Source organism: Streptomyces sp. NPDC058664 (genome assembly GCF_042716635.1).
Taxonomy (GTDB): domain Bacteria; phylum Actinomycetota; class Actinomycetes; order Streptomycetales; family Streptomycetaceae; genus Streptomyces.
Genome location: NZ_JBHXRW010000022.1, coordinates 86401 through 103833, shown reverse-complemented (window position 1 = coordinate 103833; position 17433 = coordinate 86401). Strand labels below are relative to the sequence as shown.

The 17433-nt window shown below is 73.0% G+C and carries 17 protein-coding genes and 1 pseudogene; 10 read left to right on the top strand and 8 right to left on the bottom strand.

The genetic code is table 11. From position 1 onward, the window contains the following. Positions 1 to 103 precede the first annotated feature (103 nt). Positions 104 to 1135, bottom strand: coding sequence for an endonuclease/exonuclease/phosphatase family protein (locus tag ACFWUY_RS19680; protein ID WP_384109564.1), 1032 nt, complete (start codon positions 1133 to 1135; stop codon positions 104 to 106). Positions 1136 to 1565: 430 nt separating this feature from the next. On the opposite strand from ACFWUY_RS19680, the gene panB reads away from it, so the two are divergent. From panB to ACFWUY_RS19665, 3 genes are all read left to right on the top strand, one after another. Further along, positions 1566 to 2429, top strand: a complete 864-nt coding sequence (panB, locus tag ACFWUY_RS19675; protein WP_384109561.1) for a 3-methyl-2-oxobutanoate hydroxymethyltransferase — start codon at positions 1566 to 1568, stop codon at positions 2427 to 2429. Between the two features lie 118 nt (positions 2430 to 2547). Further along, a complete protein-coding gene (locus ACFWUY_RS19670; protein ID WP_384109558.1) occupies positions 2548 to 3540 on the top strand; it encodes an ATP-binding cassette domain-containing protein in 993 nt (330 codons plus the stop codon). Then, complete coding sequence (locus tag ACFWUY_RS19665; RefSeq protein ID WP_384109556.1) at positions 3537 to 4391, top strand: ABC transporter permease; 855 nt, start codon at positions 3537 to 3539, stop codon at positions 4389 to 4391. The genes ACFWUY_RS19670 and ACFWUY_RS19665 overlap by 4 nt, the downstream gene beginning before the upstream one ends. Positions 4392 to 4418: 27 nt before the next feature. On the opposite strand, the gene ACFWUY_RS19660 is transcribed toward ACFWUY_RS19665, so the two are convergent. Next, positions 4419 to 7967, bottom strand: a complete 3549-nt coding sequence (locus tag ACFWUY_RS19660) for a BTAD domain-containing putative transcriptional regulator (protein WP_384109553.1) — start codon at positions 7965 to 7967, stop codon at positions 4419 to 4421. 116 nt (positions 7968 to 8083) lie between these two features. Between ACFWUY_RS19660 and ACFWUY_RS19655 the strand changes: the two genes are divergently transcribed. Then, positions 8084 to 8878 (top strand): site-2 protease family protein, encoded by a 795-nt coding sequence (locus ACFWUY_RS19655; protein WP_384109550.1) that lies wholly within the window; start codon positions 8084 to 8086, stop codon positions 8876 to 8878. Here the strand turns inward: ACFWUY_RS19655 and ACFWUY_RS19650 are convergent. Beyond that, positions 8875 to 9060: a hypothetical protein gene (locus ACFWUY_RS19650; protein ID WP_384109547.1), complete on the bottom strand. Its 186-nt coding sequence runs from the start codon at positions 9058 to 9060 to the stop codon at positions 8875 to 8877. The genes ACFWUY_RS19655 and ACFWUY_RS19650 overlap by 4 nt on opposite strands. 77 nt (positions 9061 to 9137) lie before the next feature. Then, entirely contained in the window at positions 9138 to 9836 is a 699-nt protein-coding gene (gene npdG / locus ACFWUY_RS19645) for an NADPH-dependent F420 reductase (RefSeq protein ID WP_384109544.1), read from the bottom strand. 103 nt (positions 9837 to 9939) lie between these two features. Between npdG and ACFWUY_RS19640 the strand changes: the two genes are divergently transcribed. After that, complete coding sequence (locus tag ACFWUY_RS19640) at positions 9940 to 10542, top strand: hypothetical protein (RefSeq protein WP_384109541.1); 603 nt, start codon at positions 9940 to 9942, stop codon at positions 10540 to 10542. 74 nt (positions 10543 to 10616) lie between these two features. Continuing rightward, entirely contained in the window at positions 10617 to 11924 is a 1308-nt protein-coding gene (locus tag ACFWUY_RS19635) for an MFS transporter (RefSeq protein WP_384109538.1), read from the top strand. Positions 11925 to 11956: 32 nt separating this feature from the next. Here ACFWUY_RS19635 and ACFWUY_RS19630 read toward each other — a convergent pair whose 3' ends face one another. Continuing rightward, positions 11957 to 12187 (bottom strand): hypothetical protein, encoded by a 231-nt coding sequence (locus ACFWUY_RS19630; RefSeq protein WP_384109535.1) that lies wholly within the window; start codon positions 12185 to 12187, stop codon positions 11957 to 11959. Between the two features lie 62 nt (positions 12188 to 12249). Between ACFWUY_RS19630 and map the strand changes: the two genes are divergently transcribed. Both map and ACFWUY_RS19620 read left to right on the top strand, forming a co-directional pair. Then, positions 12250 to 13107: a type I methionyl aminopeptidase gene (gene map / locus ACFWUY_RS19625; protein WP_384109532.1), complete on the top strand. Its 858-nt coding sequence runs from the start codon at positions 12250 to 12252 to the stop codon at positions 13105 to 13107. A gap of 114 nt (positions 13108 to 13221) precedes the next feature. Next, positions 13222 to 13872, top strand: a complete 651-nt coding sequence (locus ACFWUY_RS19620; RefSeq protein ID WP_384109529.1) for a heme oxygenase (biliverdin-producing) — start codon at positions 13222 to 13224, stop codon at positions 13870 to 13872. A gap of 34 nt (positions 13873 to 13906) precedes the next feature. Here ACFWUY_RS19620 and ACFWUY_RS19615 read toward each other — a convergent pair whose 3' ends face one another. Further along, positions 13907 to 14575, bottom strand: a complete 669-nt coding sequence (locus ACFWUY_RS19615) for a PhzF family phenazine biosynthesis protein (protein ID WP_384109526.1) — start codon at positions 14573 to 14575, stop codon at positions 13907 to 13909. 34 nt (positions 14576 to 14609) lie between these two features. Between ACFWUY_RS19615 and ACFWUY_RS19610 the strand changes: the two are divergent. Next, positions 14610 to 14831: pseudogene (locus ACFWUY_RS19610) on the top strand (iron transporter); the annotation flags it as partial. Further along, positions 14791 to 15813, top strand: coding sequence for a hypothetical protein (locus ACFWUY_RS19605; protein WP_384109522.1), 1023 nt, complete (start codon positions 14791 to 14793; stop codon positions 15811 to 15813). The pseudogene ACFWUY_RS19610 and the gene ACFWUY_RS19605, both read left to right, overlap by 41 nt. An 85-nt stretch (positions 15814 to 15898) precedes the next feature. On the opposite strand, the gene ACFWUY_RS19600 is transcribed toward ACFWUY_RS19605, so the two are convergent. Together ACFWUY_RS19600 and ACFWUY_RS19595 are read right to left on the bottom strand one after the other, a co-directional pair. Then, the gene (locus ACFWUY_RS19600; protein ID WP_384109520.1) at positions 15899 to 16678 is read right to left on the bottom strand and encodes a bifunctional DNA primase/polymerase; all 780 of its coding nucleotides are present in this window, start codon (positions 16676 to 16678) and stop codon (positions 15899 to 15901) included. 103 nt (positions 16679 to 16781) lie between these two features. Continuing rightward, complete coding sequence (locus tag ACFWUY_RS19595; protein WP_384109517.1) at positions 16782 to 17402, bottom strand: TetR/AcrR family transcriptional regulator; 621 nt, start codon at positions 17400 to 17402, stop codon at positions 16782 to 16784. Positions 17403 to 17433 lie beyond the last annotated feature (31 nt).

Genomic DNA, 17433 nt, shown 5'->3' with positions numbered 1-17433 from the left:
GTGAGAGCCTTTCCGACAGTTAGTTCTTTGTCGGAACAAAGAGTCTCAGGTGTTTTCTTCCCGGCGGCTTCCGGGGGATGAAGGGAAGGTTTCGGCCGGGGCCCTAGGGGACGTCGAGCTTCACGCGGGCGGCGATCGGGAGGTGGTCGCTCTTCGTCTCCGGGAGGGCCCAGGACGACATCGGCTCGATGCCCTTGACCATGATCTGGTCGATGCGGGCCATCGGGAACGAGGCCGGCCAGCTGAAGCCGAAGCCGTCGCCGGCCGCGCCCTGGGTGGAGCGGAGCTGCGAGGTGACGGCGTTGAGCGCGCGGTCGTTCATGGTGCCGTTGAGGTCGCCGAGGAGGACGACCCGCTCGTGCGGGTCGTCGGAGATGGCCTCGCCGAGGGCGTCGGCGCTGACGTCGCGCTGGCTGGCGGTGAAGCCGGCGTTCAGCTTGACCCGGACGGACGGCAGGTGGGCGACGTACACGGCCACCTCGCCCTGCGGGGTGACGACGGTGGCCCGCATGGCGCGGGTCCAGCCCATCCGGATGTCGACCGGCTGCGCGGCGCGCAGGGGCAGCTTGCTCCACAGCCCGACGGTGCCCTGGACGGAGTGGTACGGATGCGTCTCCGCCAGGCCCCGCTCGTACGCCGGGACCACGTCGCCCTTCAGTTCCTCCAGGGCCAGGACGTCGGCGCCGGACGCGGCGAGCTGCCGGGCCGTGCCTTCGGGGTCCGGGTTGTCCGCGTTCACGTTGTGGGTGGCGACGGTCAGGTCACCGCCGGCGGCCGACTTGTCGGCGACGAGCCCGCCGAAGATGTTGAGCCACACCACGGCGGGCAGCAGCAGGGCGATCAGGGCGGTGGCGGAGCGGCGCAGCAGGGCGAGGACGAGCAGGAGCGGCACGAACAGGCCGAGCCAGGGCAGGAAGGTCTCGGTCAGGCTGCCGAGGTTGCCGATCCGGTTGGGGATCTCGGCGTGGAAGACCATCAGCAGGGTGAGGGCCACCGCGCAGAGGGCGATCAGGACGCCGCGGCGCCAGATCCCGCGGTCGTGGCGGAGCCGGTCGAGGGCGGTCCCGAGGCGGGAACCGGAGCCTTCGTTCCGTCGGCCGTCCTGCTCGGTCTCCGTCATGTCCACCCGCGCCATCGCCTGTCCTCACTGCCTTGCTGCCTTGCCGGTCCTGCTCCGTGACCCGGTGTCGACCCTAGGGGATGACGGGTCCGGCGTACGCCCCGAAGGACGACACCGGTGGCGTGGCGGGTTCCCGCAGGTGACGGGGGTGGGCGGGCTGTGACAGAACGCGCACATTCGAGCGGATCCGGCCGATGCCGTACGGACACGCCGGGCGGACGACGCCGGACGGGCCTCGCCGTACCGCCGCGAGGACGGCGCCGGGCGGGCCTGGCCGTACCGCCGGGCGGACGGCGCCGTACCGCCGCGGTCGTCGGCCGCCGCGACGCGCCGGTGTGAACAGCGCCACTCCCGCCCACTTCCCCGCCCGCCCGGCGAAGTGCCACCATGGATGTGGTCCGGGGACGCCGTCAGGGCGCCTCGAGATGACACAAGGAGCTTCACCATGACGCTTCAGGCTGCCCCGAAAACGCCCGCCGACAGCAGCAAGGCGCTGTACGGCGGCAAGGGCACGCGCCGCATCACCGTCCACGACATCGCCGCCGCCAAGACCCGCGGCGAGAAGTGGCCCATGCTCACCGCCTACGACGCGATGACCGCCTCCGTCTTCGACGAGGCCGGCATCCCGGTGATCCTCGTCGGCGACTCCATGGGCAACTGCCACCTCGGCTACGAGACCACCGTGCCGGTCACGATGGACGAGATGACGTTCCTCTCCGCCGCCGTCGTCCGGGGCACGAAGCGCGCCCTCGTCGTCGGCGACCTGCCCTTCGGCTCGTACCAGGAAGGGCCCGTCCAGGCCCTGCGCAACGCCACCCGGCTCGTCAAGGACGCCGGCGTCGGCGCGATCAAGCTGGAGGGCGGCGAGCGCTCGCTGCCGCAGACCGAGCTGCTCGTCCAGGCCGGCATCCCCGTCATGTCCCACCTGGGCCTGACCCCGCAGTCCGTGAACACCATGGGCTACCGGGTGCAGGGCCGCTCCGACGAGGCCGCGCACAAGCTGCTCCGCGACGCCAAGGCGGCGCAGGACGCGGGCGCGTTCGCGGTCGTCCTGGAGCTCGTACCGGCCGAGCTGGCCGCCGAGGTCACCCGCTCGCTGCACATCCCGACCATCGGCATCGGCGCGGGCGCCGGCACCGACGCCCAGGTCCTCGTCTGGACCGACATGGCCGGCCTGACCGGCGGCAAGGTCCCGCGCTTCACCAAGCAGTACGCCAACCTCCGCGAGACGCTCGGCGACGCCGCGCGCGCCTTCGCCGAGGACGTCAGCGGCGGGTCGTTCCCCGCCGAGGAGCACACCTTCCACTAGCTCCCACCAGTCCATCGCGGTTCCACCGAAGAGGCCGACAGCCCGCCGACATCCCCCATCGGCGGGCTGTCGGTCGTCTGTCGGGGGATTGTCGGTGGCACCTGGTGTAGTGGTGGGCATGACGCGATCACACACCAACGCCGTCGAGGTCCGGGGCCTCGTGAAGCACTTCGGCGCCACCAGGGCCCTCGACGGGGTCGACCTCGACGTGCGGGAGGGCACCGTCCTCGGGGTGCTCGGGCCCAACGGCGCGGGGAAGACCACCCTCGTCCGCTGCCTGTCCACCCTCCTCGTCCCGGACGCCGGGACCGCCGTCGTCGCCGGGTACGACGTGGTGAAGCACCCCCGCCAGCTGCGCCGCACCATAGGGCTCACCGGGCAGTACGCCTCGGTCGACGAGAAGCTGTCCGGCTGGGAGAACCTGTACATGATCGGGCGGCTGCTCGACCTCTCGCGCGCCGACGCCCGCCGCCGGGCCGACGAGATGCTGGAGCGCTTCTCCCTCACCGAGGCCGCCAAGCGGCCCGCGATGAACTACTCCGGCGGCATGCGGCGCCGCCTCGACCTCGCGGCCTCGATGATCGGACAGCCGGCCGTCCTCTACCTGGACGAGCCGACCACCGGCCTCGACCCCCGCACCCGCAACGAGGTGTGGGACGAGGTCCAGCGGATGGTCTCCGAGGGCGTCACCGTCCTCCTCACCACCCAGTACATGGAGGAGGCGGAGCAGCTCGCGAGCGAGCTGACCGTCATCGACCGGGGCAAGGTCATCGCCAAGGGCGGGGTCGACGAGCTGAAGGCCAAGGTCGGCGGCCGGACCCTGAAGGTCCGCCCGGTGGACCCGGGGCAGCTGCCCGCGATGGCCGCCGCGCTCCGCGAGACCGGGCTCGACGGCGTCGCCGGCTCGACGGTCGTGCCCGACGAGGGCGCGCTGTACGTGCCGATCCTCACCGACCAGCAGCTGACGGCCGTCGTGGCCCTGCTCGGTGCGCGGGGCTTCGGCATCGCCCACATCGGCACCCACCTGCCCAGCCTGGACGAGGTGTTCCTGGCGATCACCGGCGAGAAGACCGCCGTTTCCGACGAGATGAACGAGGAGGTCGCCGCATGAGCACGACCACGGTCACCAAGTCCCCCGTCGGCACCCCGGGTCCGGCGGCGGCGCGGCGCGCGCCCGTCGCCGAGGGCAGGATCGGTCTGCGGGCCAACCTCCGCCACATCGGCGCGCTCGCCCGGCGCAACGCGCTGCAGATCAAGCAGGACCCGGAGTCGATGTTCGACGCCGTGATGATGCCGATCATCTTCATCCTGCTGTTCGTGTACGTCTTCGGCGGCGCGATCTCGGGCAAGGGCAACAACGACGTCTACGTCAACTACGTGACCCCCGGCCTGATGGCGATGATGGGCATGAACATCGCCATGGCCGTCGGCGTGGGCATCAACGACGACTTCAAGAAGGGGGTCATGGACCGGTTCCGGACGATGCCGATCGCCCGGTCCTCCGTCCTCATCGCGAAGATCGTCGTCGAGGTCGGCCGGATGCTGATCGCCACCGCGATCCTCCTCGGCATGGGCTTCCTGCTCGGCCTGGAGATCCACACCTCGGTGCTCCACCTCTTCGCCGCGATCGGCCTGTCGATGGTCTTCGGTGCCTCGCTGATGTGGATCTTCATCCTGCTCGGTCTGACCCTGAAGACCGCCCAGGCCGTCCAGGGCATGGCCATGCTCGTCCTGATGCCGCTGCAGTTCGGTTCGTCGATCTTCGCCCCGCCGACGTCGATGCCCGACTGGCTGAAGGCCTTCACCGACTACAACCCGCTGTCGAACCTCGCCGACGCCGCCCGCAACCTGATCAACGGCGGTCCGGTCGCCCACTCCGTGTGGATGACCCTCGGCTGGGCGCTCCTCATCACGGTCGTCACGGCGCCGCTCGCGGTGGCCAAGTTCCGCAAGAAGACCTGAGTCCGGTACGGGGATCCCCACAGGGGTTCAGGACTCGGCGCGCTCACTGATCGCGTCGGCGGCGCGACCGAGCAGGGCGGCGGCCTCTTCCATGGAGAGGCCGTCGCCTTCGGCGTACGCCGCCGCGAACACGTCCTCGCCGAGGACGGAGCGGGTCAGCTCCGTCGCCCGTTCCAGGTTCTCCCGCTCCATCGGCGCCGCCCGGTGCTCCGGCGGCAGCAGGCCCTTGCGGGCGCCGAGCAGCACGGCCCCGGTACGGGCCTCCGGCCCGCCGAGACCGGCGAGCGCCCAGGCCGCGACGACGAGGTGGCTCGCCGGCATCTCCGGGGCGACCATCAGCGACAGCGCCCCCAGGGAGCACTCGTACGCCTCCTTCGCGAGGGCGAGCGCGGAGTCGTACCGTTCGTCGAGGTTGTCCAGCCAGCCCAGGCTGCCGAGCGCGAAGCCCTCGAAGAGGGAGAGGGTCTCGGAGCGGAACTCCCGCCGCAGCGCGTTCAGATGCTCCCGGGCCTCGGCGGTGCGGCCGGTGCGGCCGAGCGCCATGCCGAGGAACAGCCGGGCGCCGAGCATGGGTTCGTGGCCCAGGCCGTGGCGTCCTCCCACGATCTCCCGCAGGATCGCCTCCCCCTCGTCGCCCCGCCCGGTCTCGACGAGGATGCCGGCGTAGCGGACGCGGAGCAGCGCCATCTGCGACTGGGCGCCGATCCGCTCCGCGTAGCCGATCGCGGCGGCGAAGTCCTCGGCCGCCCCCTCGAACTCGAGCCGCCGCTCACGGGCCTCCGCACGGGACTGGAGCGCCTCCGCCGCGCCCCAGGCGTCGCCGAGGCGGACGAAGATCTCCAGGCTCTCGTCGGCGTCGGCGCTCGCCTCTGCGGCCAGGTCGGCCCGGTTGGCGGACATGTTGGCGCGCAGCTGGAGGGCGTTGCCGAGCTCCCAGTCGTAGCCGTGGCGGCGGCAGGTCTCGACGGTCGTGTCGAGGAGTTCGCGCAGCCGGCCGGCCTCGCCGATGAGGAGGACCGCGAAGACGGCGAACGAACCGGGCAGCCGGCAGGTCTGCGGCAGGCCGGGCTCGTAGACGGCCATCATCTCGCGGAGCCGCCGCACCCCGTCCGGGGTGGTCCAGCGGCCGGTCTCGTGGTCCATGTTGAGCAGTTCGACCAGCCGCACCCCGCGCCTGGCCTCCCAGCGCTGCTCGACGGAGAGCGGCGGCGGCGCGGCCGTGCACGGCTCGTGCAGGGGGACGACGGGGGCGGCGGGCGGTACGAACGGGTCGGGGCCGAGGGCGGCGGTGGCCCTGGCCCAGTACAGGGCGTCGGTGCGCAGGTCGCGCATCTGCCAGTACCAGAGCAGCGAGTGGACGAGGACGAGCGCCTCGTCCTCGTCGCGGGCGTCGAGCGCCCGGCGCAGGGCGGTGCGGAGGTTGCCGTACTCGGTCCCGAAGCGGGCGATGGCGGCGACCTGGCCAGAGCCGCGCAGCTCGGGGTCGGTGCGGCGGGCCAGTTCGCGGTAGTACGTGAGGTGCCGCCGCTCGGTCGCGGCCCGCTCCCCGGCCTCGTCGAGCCGCTCTCCCGCGTACTCGGCGACGGTCTCCAGGAGGCGGTAGCGCATACCGGCCTCACCGGGCGCGGAGACGACGAGCGACTTGTCGACGAGGGAGCCGAGGACGTCGAGCACGTCGAGGGGCCGGAGCGCGGCGGGCCGGGGGGATCCGGGCCGGGCGACGGGGGCTCCGCCGGGTCCGGTGAGGGTTCCGGCGCCTCCGGCACCAGCTGCCCCGACCGTCCCGGGGGCTCCGACATCGGCCGCTCCGGGGGTTTCGGCGCACACCGCCTCCGCCGCCTCCAGGTCGCAGCCTCCGGTGAACGCCGAGAGGCGGCGCAGGACCGCCCGTTCGGCGTCGTCGAGGAGGTCCCAGGACCAGTCGACGACCGCGCGCAGGGTCTGCTGCCGGGGCAGCACCGTCCGCGCGCCCGACGTGAGGAGGCGGAAGCGGTCGTCGAGGCGGTCCGCGATCTGACGCAGGGTCAGCATCCGCAGTCTGGCCGCCGCCAGCTCGATCGCCAGGGGCAGCCCGTCCAGGCGGCGCACGATCTCGGCGGCCGCCGCCGGGTCCTCCTCGACGCGGAACCCGTGCCTGACCGCCGCGCCGCGCTCGCCGAGCAGCCGCAGGGCCGTCTCGGTCAGCAGCGGGCCCACCGGCCGCACCCTCTCCCCCGGCACCCCCAGCGGCTCCCGGCTCGTCGCCAGGATCCGCAGCCCGGGGCATCGGGCGAGCAGCGTCTCGGCCAGTTCGGCGGCGACCGCCACGAGGTGCTCGCAGTTGTCGAGGAGCAGCAGCATCCGGCGCCCGGCGCAGTGCTCGACGAGCCGGGCGAGCGGGTCGCCCCCCGCCCGCAACTCCTCGGCTCCGGCGCCGCGCAGCACTGTCTCCCGGGCGCCGACGGCGGCGAGGACCGCCTCGGCGACGGCCTCCGGGTCGGTGACGGCCGCGAGCTCGGCGACCCAGATCCCGTCGGGCCAGGCCCCGGCGCCGCGCTCGGCCGCCTCCTGCGAGAGCCGGGTCTTCCCGGCTCCACCGGGCCCGAGGAGGGTGACGAGCCGGGCCGTCCGCAGGTCCTCCTGGAGGGCGGCGATCTCCTCGTCACGTCCGACGAAGCTGGTGAGCCGGGCGCGCAGGTTCCCCGGCGGGGGCGCCACCGTGTGCGGCGGGAGGCCGGACGGGGAGGGAGAGCCGTGGCCGGGCGCGGGCGCGTACCCGGGCCCCGGCCCGGACCCGGACCCGGGCACGTACCCGGACCCCGGCCCGGACATCGGTCCGGACGTCGGGCCCGGCATCGGGCCGGGTGTCGTCGGGGTCGGGGTGAGCAGTTCCGCGTGGAGGGCGCGGAGGGCCGGTGAGGGGTCGGTGCCGAGGCGGGTGGCGAAGGCGCGGCGGACCGCCTCGTACGCGGCGAGGGCCTCGGCCGCGCGTCCGGTGTCCCGCAGGGCGCGGATCCGCAGGGCCTGGAGGGGCTCGTCGAGGGGGTGGGCCGCGCAGAGGGCGGTCAGTTCGGGGAGCGCCGCGGACGCCCCGCCGAGCGCGAGGGCCGCGTCGAGCCCGGCCCGGCGGGCGTCGAGCCGCCGGGCCTCCCAGCGGGCGGCCTCCGCGTCCCGGTCGGGCAGATCGGCGAAGGCGGGGCCGCGCCAGAGCCCGAGGGCCTCGTCGAGGAGGGCGGCGGCCCGCGCCGGGTCTCCGGCGCCGAGCGCGGCGGCGCCCTCGGCGGCGAGGCGTTCGAAGCGGCGGGCGTCCACGTCCTCCTGGTGGGCGTCGAGCCGGTAGCCGCCCTCCGCGGAGATCACCCGGTCCCGGCCGAGGGCCTTGCGGAGCCGTCCGACGAGGGCCTGGAGCGCGGCGACGGCGTCGGCGGGCGGCTGGTCCCCGTGCCACACCTCGTCGACCAGGTCGGACACGGGCACGGTCCGGCCGGCCCTCAGGACGAGGACGGTGAGCAGCGCACGGACCCGGGGGCCGCCGACGGGCACGTCGGTGCCGTCGGGGGCGTGGGCGAGGGTGGGGCCGAGGACGGAGTAGCGCACCGGCCCATTCTCCGTGAGACGGTCCCCGTCTCCGGAACTCGCCCCGTCCCCCGGTACGTTTCCCGCACACCGGGTCCGTGCGTCGGGCCCTCTTTCGTCCCCTGGGAGCTCCCGCGATGACCACGGCCACCACCCGGCGCCACGAACGGCGGATCAGTCCCGTCTTCCTGGCGATCCTCGCCGTCATGGCCGTCACCGGCTGGGCGGTGTGGACGGACTTCGCCGCCTCGCCCGGCCTGGCCGTCTTCCTCTTCGTGACCTCGGCGTGGGTGGTGTCGCTCTGCCTCCACGAGTACGCGCACGCCCGTACGGCGCTGCACGGCGGGGACATCACGGTCGGCGCGAAGGGCTATCTGACCCTGAACCCGCTGGCGTACACCCATGCCGTCCTGAGCATCGTGCTGCCGGTGCTGTTCGTGATCATGGGCGGGATCGGCCTGCCGGGCGGTGCGGTCTTCATCGAGCAGGGCCGGATCAAGGGCCGCTGGAAGCACAGTCTGATCTCGGCGGCGGGCCCCCTGGCGAACGTGCTGTTCGCCGTGGTGTGCACGGCCCCGTTCTGGCTGGACGCGCTCGACGGCGTGCCGCCCGCGTTCCGGTTCGCGCTTGCGTTCCTGGCGTTCCTCCAGGTGACGGCGGCGCTCCTGAACCTGCTGCCGGTGCCGGGGCTCGACGGGTACGGGATCGTGGAGCCCTGGCTGTCGTACAAGGTGAAGCGGCAGATCGAGCCGTACGCGCCGTACGGCTTCTTCATCGTGATCGCGCTGCTGTTCGTGCCCGCGGTCAACGGGGCCTTCTTCGACGCGATCGACGCGCTGATGCGGTCGCTCGGGGTGCCGGACGCCTTCCGCTACTGCGGTTCGCAGCTGTTCCGGTTCTGGCAGGAGACGCCGGAGTTCTGCCAGGTCTAGCCCTCCGCGGCGGCCGTCCTCGCGAGCTTCGCGCGGCGGAGGTAGTACCAGGCCATGTTGGAGGAGAGGCCGGCGAGCAGGACCCAGACGACGCCGAGGAAGCTGCCCTGGACGAAGGAGACGACGGCCGCGGTGACGGCCAGGGCGCAGACCACGAGGGCGTAGAGGGCGAGGCGGGGCATGGGGGGCGGCTCCTGTCCGGTACGGCTGCTGGTGCCCGTCCAGTGTCCCCCATGCCCGCCGCTCCGCCGGGACCGGCTCAGACGTCGGTGACGCGGAGCCCGGCGTGGGCCTTGTAGCGGCGGTTGACGGAGATCAGGTTGGCGACGAGCGACTCGACCTGGTGGGCGTTGCGCAGCCGGCCGGCGAAGACACCGCGCATGCCGGGGATGCGGCCGGCGAGGGCCTGGACGAGTTCGACGTCGGCGCGCTCCTCGCCGAGGACCATCACGTCCGTGTCGATCTCCTCGATGGAGGTGTCCTGGAGGAGGACGGCGGAGAGGTGGTGGAAGGCGGCGGTGACCCGGGAGTCCGGGAGGAGGGCGGCGGCCTGTTCGGCGGCCGAGCCCTCCTCGGGCTTGAGGGCGTAGGCGCCCTTCTTGTCGAAGCCGAGCGGGTTGACGCAGTCCACGACGAGCTTGCCGGCGAGCTCCTCGCGGAGCGACTCCAAGGTCTTGGCGTGACCGTCCCACGGCACGGCGACGATCACGATGTCGCTGCGGCGGGCGCACTCGGCGTTGTCGGCGCCCTCGACGCCGTGGCCGATCTCCGCGGCCACGTCCCGCGCGCGGTCGGCGGCGCGGGAGCCGAGGATCACCCGCTGGCCGGCCTTGGCGAGACGGTGGGCGAGGCCGCGGCCCTGCTCGCCGGTGCCGCCGAGGACGCCGACGACGAGGCCGGAGACGTCGGGGAGGTCCCACGGGTCCTTGGGGGCGGGCTTGCTGTCAGTCGTAGTCATGGCCCCGACATTACCGAGCGGTCGGGCCGCGGGGAGTCCCGTACGGGTGGAACCGTCGTGACCGCCCGCGCGACCGCCTCCGTCTGGTGCAGGATGCGGACCCATGGATGCCGTACGGGTCGCGTTGCTGCGGGAAGTGCTCGCCGGGACGGAGTGGCCGGCGGCGGCCCGCCGGTTCGCGGGAGCGCTCCGGTCCTCGGTCGTCCCGCACCGGGAGGGGCTGCTCCTGGTCGGCACGGAGGAGTACGAGCCCTGGCACCTGGCGGCGCACCTGGTCGACGAGTCCGCCTGGTCGGGGCTGCCGGAGCTGGCACCGACGCTGGTGCGGCACCGGGTGCGGCCGGGTGATCCGGCGCACCTGGCGGTCGGCCTGGGCCGTCTCGAGGCGGCGGGACGCGGGGCGACGCTCCTCATGGTGGCGCCGGAGCGGCCGGATCCGGGGCTGCTCCAGCGGGTGCACGACGCCCGGCGGGCGGGGGCGACGGTGCTGTCGCTCGACGGGGGCGACGAAGAGGTACGGGGGCTCGCGCACGAGACGCTCACGGTGACGGAGGAGGCGGGGGTGGACCTGGACACGGTGCAGCACCTGGTGAGCGCGGCGGCCGGGGAGAACAGCCTGCCGTCGCCGCGCGGGACCCGGCGCTTCCGTGACCGGCTGGCGGGCCTCGCGGACCGGCTGACGGCCCCGCCGCCGCCGCACTGGTAGAGGCGGGGGGGACGACCGTGCGCCCCGGCTAATTCGGTTGCCCGCGGCACTCTCCCGACGGAACATGACCCCTCGTGTCCTCCCCCCTCCTCGCGAAGATCTCCGCGCTGCTTCCCGACCTGGCCCCGTGGCGCTCGTCCGCCGATTTCCGGCTCCTGTGGATCCAGGGGCTCGTCACGTACTTCAGCAGCGCGATGGCGATGATCGCCCTGCCGCTGCAGATCAAGGAGCTGACGGGGTCGCCGCTCGCGGTCGGCGCGATGGGCGCGGTCGAACTGGTGCCGCTCGTGGTGTTCGGGCTGTACGGCGGGGCGCTCGCCGACGCCGTCGACCGGCGGAAGGTGATCCTCGCGACCGAGGCGGGCCTCGGGCTCCTGGCCCTGATCCTGCTGGTCAACGCGCTGCTCCCGGAGCCGTTGCTCTGGCCGCTGTACGTGGTCGCGGCCGGTGTCTCGGCGCTCGCGGGGCTCCAGCGGCCGGCGCTCGACTCGCTGCTCGCCCGGATCGTGCCGCACGAGCAGCAGACGGCGGCGGCCGCGCTGAACTCGCTGCGCTGGCAGATGGGCTCGATCGCGGGCCCGGCCCTGGCGGGTCTGGTCGTGGCGTACGCGGGTCACGCGCCCGCGTACGGGGTGACGATCGCCGGTTTCGCCGTCTCGGTGCTGCTGTGCCGCCGCCTCTCTCCCGCGCCGCCCGCGCACGACGCGGAGAAGCCCTCGCTGCGGGGCATCGCGGAGGGGGCGCGGTACGCCTGGTCGCGGCCGGTGCTGCTCGGCACGTACGCGATCGACCTCGCGGCGATGTTCTTCGCCTTCCCGAACACGATCTTCCCGTTCCTCGCGGACGAGCTGGACGCGGACTGGTCGCTCGGCCTGATGTACGCGGCGGGCTCGGTCGGCTCCCTGGTGCTGGGGCTGACCAGCGGCTGGACGTCGAGGGTGCGGCGGCACGGGCTGCTCGTGGTCGGGGGCGCGGCCGCCTGGGGTCTCGCGATCGCGGCGGCGGGCTGGTTCGGGAACATCTGGCTGGTCCTGCTCTGCCTGGCCTTCGCGGGAGCCGGCGACATGCTGAGCGGTCTCGGCCGCGCCACGATCTGGAACCAGACGATCCCGGAGGAGCTGCGCGGGCGGCTCGCCGGCATCGAGGTGCTCTCGTACAGCGTGGGCCCGCAGCTGGGCCAGGTCCGGGCGGGCGTGATGGCCGGCTGGACCGGCACCCGTTCGGCGGTCTGGACGGGCGGTGTGGCCTGTGTGGCCTCGGTGGGGCTGCTCTGCCTCGCGCTCCCGAAGCTCCTGACGTACGACTCCGGGACGGACGAGGACTCACTGCGCCGCAAGGCCCAGCAGGAGGCGGCGCGGCAGGACACGGCCGGGACCGTCTGAACGGCCCCGGCCGCGGTTCGCGCGGACCCGCCCTAGTCGGGCGGCTCCTGCGTCCGGCCGCCGTCGTGCCAGCGCGGGTCGGTCTCCCACTCCAGGTTCCGCTCGCGGGCGGTCTCCATGGCGCGGGTGGCCTCCTCCCGGCTGGTGTACGGGCCGAAGCGGTCCTTCGCCGGGCACTCGGGGCCTTCTTCGACCTGTCTGTGCTCCAGGCAGTAGTACCACTCGCCCGGTTTGCCCGCTGTGCGCTTCTTGAACAGGGCCATTGTCGTTGGGCTCCTTCCTCCAGGACCATGCTGCCCCAGACCCGGTCGTTAGACTCGCTGTCATGTCTGGCCAGTCGCTTCTCGTACCGGGGGAGCTCTCCCCCCATCGTTCCGTTCCGGGCTCCATCCGCCGCCCCGAGTACGTCGGGAAGCCCGCCCCGACGCCGTACACCGGGCCCGAGGTGCAGGACTCCGACACCGTCGAGCGGATGCGGATCGCCGGCCGCATCGCCGCGCAGGCGATGGAGGAGGCCGCCAAGCACATCGCCCCCGGCGTCACCACCGACGAGCTCGACCGGGTCGCGCACGAGTTCATGTGCGACCACGGCGCGTACCCCTCCACCCTCGGCTACCGCGGGTTCCCGAAGTCGCTGTGCGCCTCGGTCAACGAGGTCATCTGCCACGGCATCCCGGACTCCACGGTGCTGCGGGACGGCGACATCGTGAACCTGGACGTCACGGCGTACATCAACGGCGTCCACGGCGACAACAACGCCACCTACCTCTGCGGGGACGTCGACGAGGAGTCGCGGCTGCTCGTGGAGCGGACCCGGGAGGCCCTGAACCGGGCCATCAAGGCGGTGCGGCCGGGGCGCCAGATCAACATCATCGGGCGGGTCATCGAGTCGTACGCCAAGCGCTTCGGCTACGGCGTCGTCCGTGACTTCACCGGTCACGGCATCAACTCGTCCTTCCACTCGGGCCTGATCGTCCCGCACTACGACTCGCCCCACCACACCACCGAGATCAAGACCGGCATGACCTTCACCATCGAGCCGATGCTGACGCTCGGGACGCACGACTACGACATGTGGGACGACGGCTGGACCGTCGTCACCAAGGACCGGAAGCGGACCGCGCAGTTCGAGCACACGCTCGTCGTGACCGAGAACGGGGCCGAGATCCTCACGTTGCCCTGACCCCGGAGATGGGTAGCGTTTTACCGACAGGACGTCGGGAACCAGTTGACTTAGGTAAGCCTAACTTGGCAGGATCGTCACTGGTTCCCGTTCCATCGGTCTCGGAGGCACGCCTTGGACACCCCCTTCTCCACCCTGATCCGTACGGCTTCGCACGAGCAGCACACCGAGGCGGAGACGTCGTCCTTCATGGGTGACCTCCTGGGCGGGCGCCTGGCGGTCGACGCGTACGCGCGCTACACGGAGCAGCTGTGGTTCGTGTACCGGGCCCTGGAGGAAGGCGCGGAGGCACTGCGCGAGGACCCGGTCGCCGGGCCGTTCATACAGCCCGAGCTGTTCCGCACGGCCGCCCTCGAACAGGACCTCGCGCATCTGCGGGGTCCCGACTGGCGGGCCGGACTCTCGCCGCTGCCCGCCACCGCGGCGTACGCCGAGCGGGTCGCGGAGTGCGCACGCGACTGGCCGGCCGGGTACGTGGCCCACCACTACACGCGCTACCTGGGCGACCTGTCGGGCGGTCAGATCATCCGGGACAAGGCGGAGCGCACCTGGGGCTTCTCCCGCAAGGGCGACGGCGTCCGCTTCTACGTCTTCGAGGAGATCGCCAACCCGGCCGCGTTCAAGCGGGCCTACCGGGAGCTGCTCGACGGGGTGAACGCCGACGACCTGGAGAAGCAGCGGATCGTCGACGAGTGCAAGCGCGCCTTCGCCTTCAACAGCGCCGTCTTCCACCAGCTGGGAGGCGAGTTCCCGCTCAGCGCGTGAGCGTTCAGCGCGTGAGCGTTCAGCGCGTGAGCGTTCAGCGCGTGAGCGTTCCTTCGAGGCGGACCCGTCCGCCCAACTCCACGATGCCGTCAGGGCCGGGTGCGGTGAGCAGCTGCGAACCCCGGCCCTGTGTGATGTTCAGGGCCCGGCCGAGCTCCGCCGTGAGCAGCAGCGCCGCCGCGCCGGTCGCCTCGTCCTCGTCGATGCCGTCGCCGCGCCCCGGGAACGCCCGCGCCCTGACCCGGCCGGCGGCCTCCTCCTCCCAGGCCCAGGCGTAGATCCACTCACCGGGCTCGGGCACGTCGAGGGCGTCCACCTCGGCGGCGGAGCCGTACCGGCGCAGGGTCCGCGGCGGCGCCCACTCGGCGCGCGCCTCGATCCAGGTGAACTCCCCGTCGCCGCGCACCCACACCTCGCCCGCGGGCGGGCAGATCACCTCCAGGTCGAGCAGCCAGGCGGCACCGACGAGCGGGTGTCCGGCGAACGGCAGCCGGAGACCGGGGGTGTAGATGTCGACGATCCCGCGCTCCGGGTCGTCCACGAACACCGTCTCGCTGTATCCGAGTTCCTTGGCGAGCGCCTGCCGGGAGGACTCGTCGGGGTGGGTGCGGGCGTCCCGTACGACTCCGAGCGCGTTGCCGTACCGGCCGTCGCCCGCGCAGAAGACCCGGAGGACGTCGATGTCAGTGGCGGTCGTGTTCATGGCAGAAATTGAACCATTCCGCGACATGGCGGCAGGGCCGTACCCGCCGGACAGCTGGTACGGCACGCTCCTCGAGGACGTCTTCCACTCCCGGCCGGATCCGACGGTCCTTCAGGTCACGGTGTGGGCGCTGTATCCGGTCCCGACACTCGCGCTGTCCCCGGCCCCGATAGGGTCGGATCCGTCCGTGCGGGTGAAGAGGCAGAAGGCGACCGATGAGAAGGCTGAGGCTGAGGCGAGCGCCGCGACCGCTTGAGCGGCTGTCGGCACGGCCCGCGAGGTTCCTCGCGGCCACGGCGGCGGTGACCGTCCTGGCACTGACGGCGAGCGGCTGTGTGACGGTGCACGGCGAACTCGCCCTGCTGCCGCCGGCGACGAAGACCGAGGCGGCGCAGGCCCTCGCGGACTTCACGAGCGCCTACAACCGGGCCGACAAGGCCCATGATCCCGCCCTGGACGCGGGCCGGGTCACCGGCCCGCTCGGGGAGATCAACCAGGCGGGCCTGCGGTCGCGGGCGATCACCTCCCCCGGGGGCAACCCGGACCACCGGCCCCTCGAATTCACGGACGCGCGGTTCGTCCTGCCCCGGAAGGCGGGCTGGCCGCGCTGGTTCCTCGCGGACGCCGACTCCAACCGGGGCAGCGGCGACCGGCGCTGGCTCATGGTCTTCGTGCGCAACGGACCCGAGCAGCTGTGGGAGGTCGCCCACCTGACGGTGCTCGACCCGTCCGAGGTGCCGGAGTTCGCCGAGGAGGAGGGGTACGCGGTGCCGGTGGCCGCGGACACCGAGACCCTGGCGGTCGCGCCCGAGGACCTCGGCGAGGAGTACGTCTCGTTCCTGAAGGACGGGCGGCCGGGACGGTTCGAGGCGGGGCCGCACACCACGCTGTGGCGGGAGCAGCGGCAGAAGACGGCCAAGCGGCCGGGGCTCGCCACCCAGTACATCGACCGGGCCGTGAACCAGGGCGACTTCGCGCCGCTCGGACTGCGGACGAAGGACGGCGGCGCGTTCGTCTTCTTCGCCACCCGGTTCTTCGAGCGGCAGACGGCGGCGCCGGGCTACCGGCCCAAGGTCGCCCCGGACATCAAGGCGCTGCTGACCGGCGAGATCAAGAACACGGTCACCAAGGAGTGGGTGTCCAGCCAGGCGGTCCTGGTGAAGCCGGCGGGCGCGGCCGGCGACGCGGTCTCGATCAAGGGCCGGCTCCAGGGCGTGGTGGGCGCCGAGGGCTCGTAGACCCCGCGCGACGAAAAGGCGGGGCCCGCGAAGCACGGGCCCCGCGGTCCGGCACCGGAGCCTGTAGCGGGGTCGGCGACCGCGGTCAGCGGGTCAGCGGCCAGGCGATCTCGTGGGCCGTGTGCTCGCCGTTCCCGTCCGCCTCGCGTGCCGCCGCGTGGCGGGCGCAGGCGTCCTGGAGGGTCTCCAGGAGGTTCAGCGGGTCGGGCAGCGGGTGCTCGGGGCCGCGGACCCAGGCGACGACCGGATGGGCGCTCTCGTCCCCGGGGAGCCGGGCGGGCGGTACGAGGACGTAGCTGCCGCGGCAGTGCCAGCGAAGCCCCGGGTGCTCGTCCATGGTCTCCGGGTGGCAGTCGAGCTCACACGGCCACCACTCGTCCTCGTCCTCGGGGGTGCCGCGGGTGGCGGTGAAGAAGAGCATCCGGCCGCCGACGGTGTCGATGTCGGCGGACTCGGCGACGGGCCCGACCTCGACGCCCTCGGCGAGGAGGCGCTCCAGGGCGGCGCGGCCGGCGGCCATCGGTACGTCGAGGACGTCGTGGACCATGCCGGTGGCGGTGATGAAGTTCGCCCCGGGCTCGTTCCGGGCCCAGCGCTCGATCTGGGCGCGGTCGGTGGTCGACTGGGTCTGCCAGGCGAAGGAGACGGGGTGCCGGGCGGGGGTGGGACAGCCGATCCGCTCACAGGAGCAGCTGTAGCCGACGGGGTACGCGGCGGGGGCCAGGGGCAGCCCGGCGGCGGCGGTGGCCAGGAGCAGCTTCTCGCGGTCGTTCTCGTCGTCGACCGCGGTGCGTTTCGGGCGCCTGCGCAGCCACTGTGCGAGTTTGCTCTCCGTGCCGCGGAAGCGGCCGATGCCGTCGCCCATCTATCCCCTCACACCTCATGCTCGCCCGTTCGGCTCTGCCCATGGTCCCACCATCCTGCGCCTCGGGTGACCGGAGTGCGGAACCGGGGTGGGCCGGGACGCCTCAGCGCTTCGTGGCGAGGCCTCGCAGGGCGAGGTCGACGAGGGTGTCGGCGTAGGCGTGGGTGAGCGGCAGGGTGCGGTGGATCCAGCGGTGGTGGAGGGGGCCGACGAGGAGTTCGAGGGCGATGCGGGGGTCGACGTCGGGGTCGATGTGGCCGGCGGCCTGGGCGGCCTCGATGCGGCGGGCGTAGTACTGGAGCTGCGGTTCGAGGAGGGCCTCGGTGAAGCGGGCGCCGAGCTCGGCGTCGACGACGCCCTCGGCGGCGAGGGCGCGGGTGGGGCGGTCGACGGCCGGGTCGTTCAGTTCGTCGACGGTGGCGCGCAGGACGAGCTTCAGGTCGGCGGCGAGGTCGCCCGTGTCGGGGATCTCGCTCCCGGCGTCGCCGCCGAGGGCTTCGGCGGTCCGGGCCTGGAGGTCGAGGAAGGCGTCGAGGAGGACGGCGGCCTTGGAGGGCCACCAGCGGTAGATGGTCTGCTTGCCGACGCCGGCGCGGGCGGCGATGCCCTCGATGGTGGTCTTCGCGTAGCCGGTCTCGGTGACGAGGGCGAGGGCGGCGTCGAAGATGGCGCGGCGGGAGCGTTCGCTGCGGCGGGAGGCGTCGGGGGCCTTGGTCTCGGACATGGGCCCAACCTAGCAGCATGCGAGACGCAAC

Bases quoted from the DNA above. Each gene is read 5' to 3' on its own strand.
- ACFWUY_RS19665 (WP_384109556.1), top strand. From the start codon at position 3,537: ATGAGCACGACCACGGTCACCAAGTCCCCCGTCGGCACCCCGGGTCCG.
- ACFWUY_RS19630 (WP_384109535.1), bottom strand. From the start codon at position 12,187: ATGGCCCTGTTCAAGAAGCGCACAGCGGGCAAACCGGGCGAGTGGTAC.
- ACFWUY_RS19595 (WP_384109517.1), bottom strand. From the start codon at position 17,402: ATGTCCGAGACCAAGGCCCCCGACGCCTCCCGCCGCAGCGAACGCTCC.
- npdG (WP_384109544.1), bottom strand. From the start codon at position 9,836: ATGACTACGACTGACAGCAAGCCCGCCCCCAAGGACCCGTGGGACCTC.
- ACFWUY_RS19650 (WP_384109547.1), bottom strand. From the start codon at position 9,060: ATGCCCCGCCTCGCCCTCTACGCCCTCGTGGTCTGCGCCCTGGCCGTC.
- ACFWUY_RS19655 (WP_384109550.1), top strand. From the start codon at position 8,084: ATGACCACGGCCACCACCCGGCGCCACGAACGGCGGATCAGTCCCGTC.
- ACFWUY_RS19680 (WP_384109564.1), bottom strand. From the start codon at position 1,135: ATGGCGCGGGTGGACATGACGGAGACCGAGCAGGACGGCCGACGGAAC.
- ACFWUY_RS19600 (WP_384109520.1), bottom strand. From the start codon at position 16,678: ATGGGCGACGGCATCGGCCGCTTCCGCGGCACGGAGAGCAAACTCGCA.
- panB (WP_384109561.1), top strand. From the start codon at position 1,566: ATGACGCTTCAGGCTGCCCCGAAAACGCCCGCCGACAGCAGCAAGGCG.
- map (WP_384109532.1), top strand. From the start codon at position 12,250: ATGTCTGGCCAGTCGCTTCTCGTACCGGGGGAGCTCTCCCCCCATCGT.
- ACFWUY_RS19605 (WP_384109522.1), top strand. From the start codon at position 14,791: ATGAGAAGGCTGAGGCTGAGGCGAGCGCCGCGACCGCTTGAGCGGCTG.
- ACFWUY_RS19640 (WP_384109541.1), top strand. From the start codon at position 9,940: ATGGATGCCGTACGGGTCGCGTTGCTGCGGGAAGTGCTCGCCGGGACG.
- ACFWUY_RS19670 (WP_384109558.1), top strand. From the start codon at position 2,548: ATGACGCGATCACACACCAACGCCGTCGAGGTCCGGGGCCTCGTGAAG.
- ACFWUY_RS19615 (WP_384109526.1), bottom strand. From the start codon at position 14,575: ATGAACACGACCGCCACTGACATCGACGTCCTCCGGGTCTTCTGCGCG.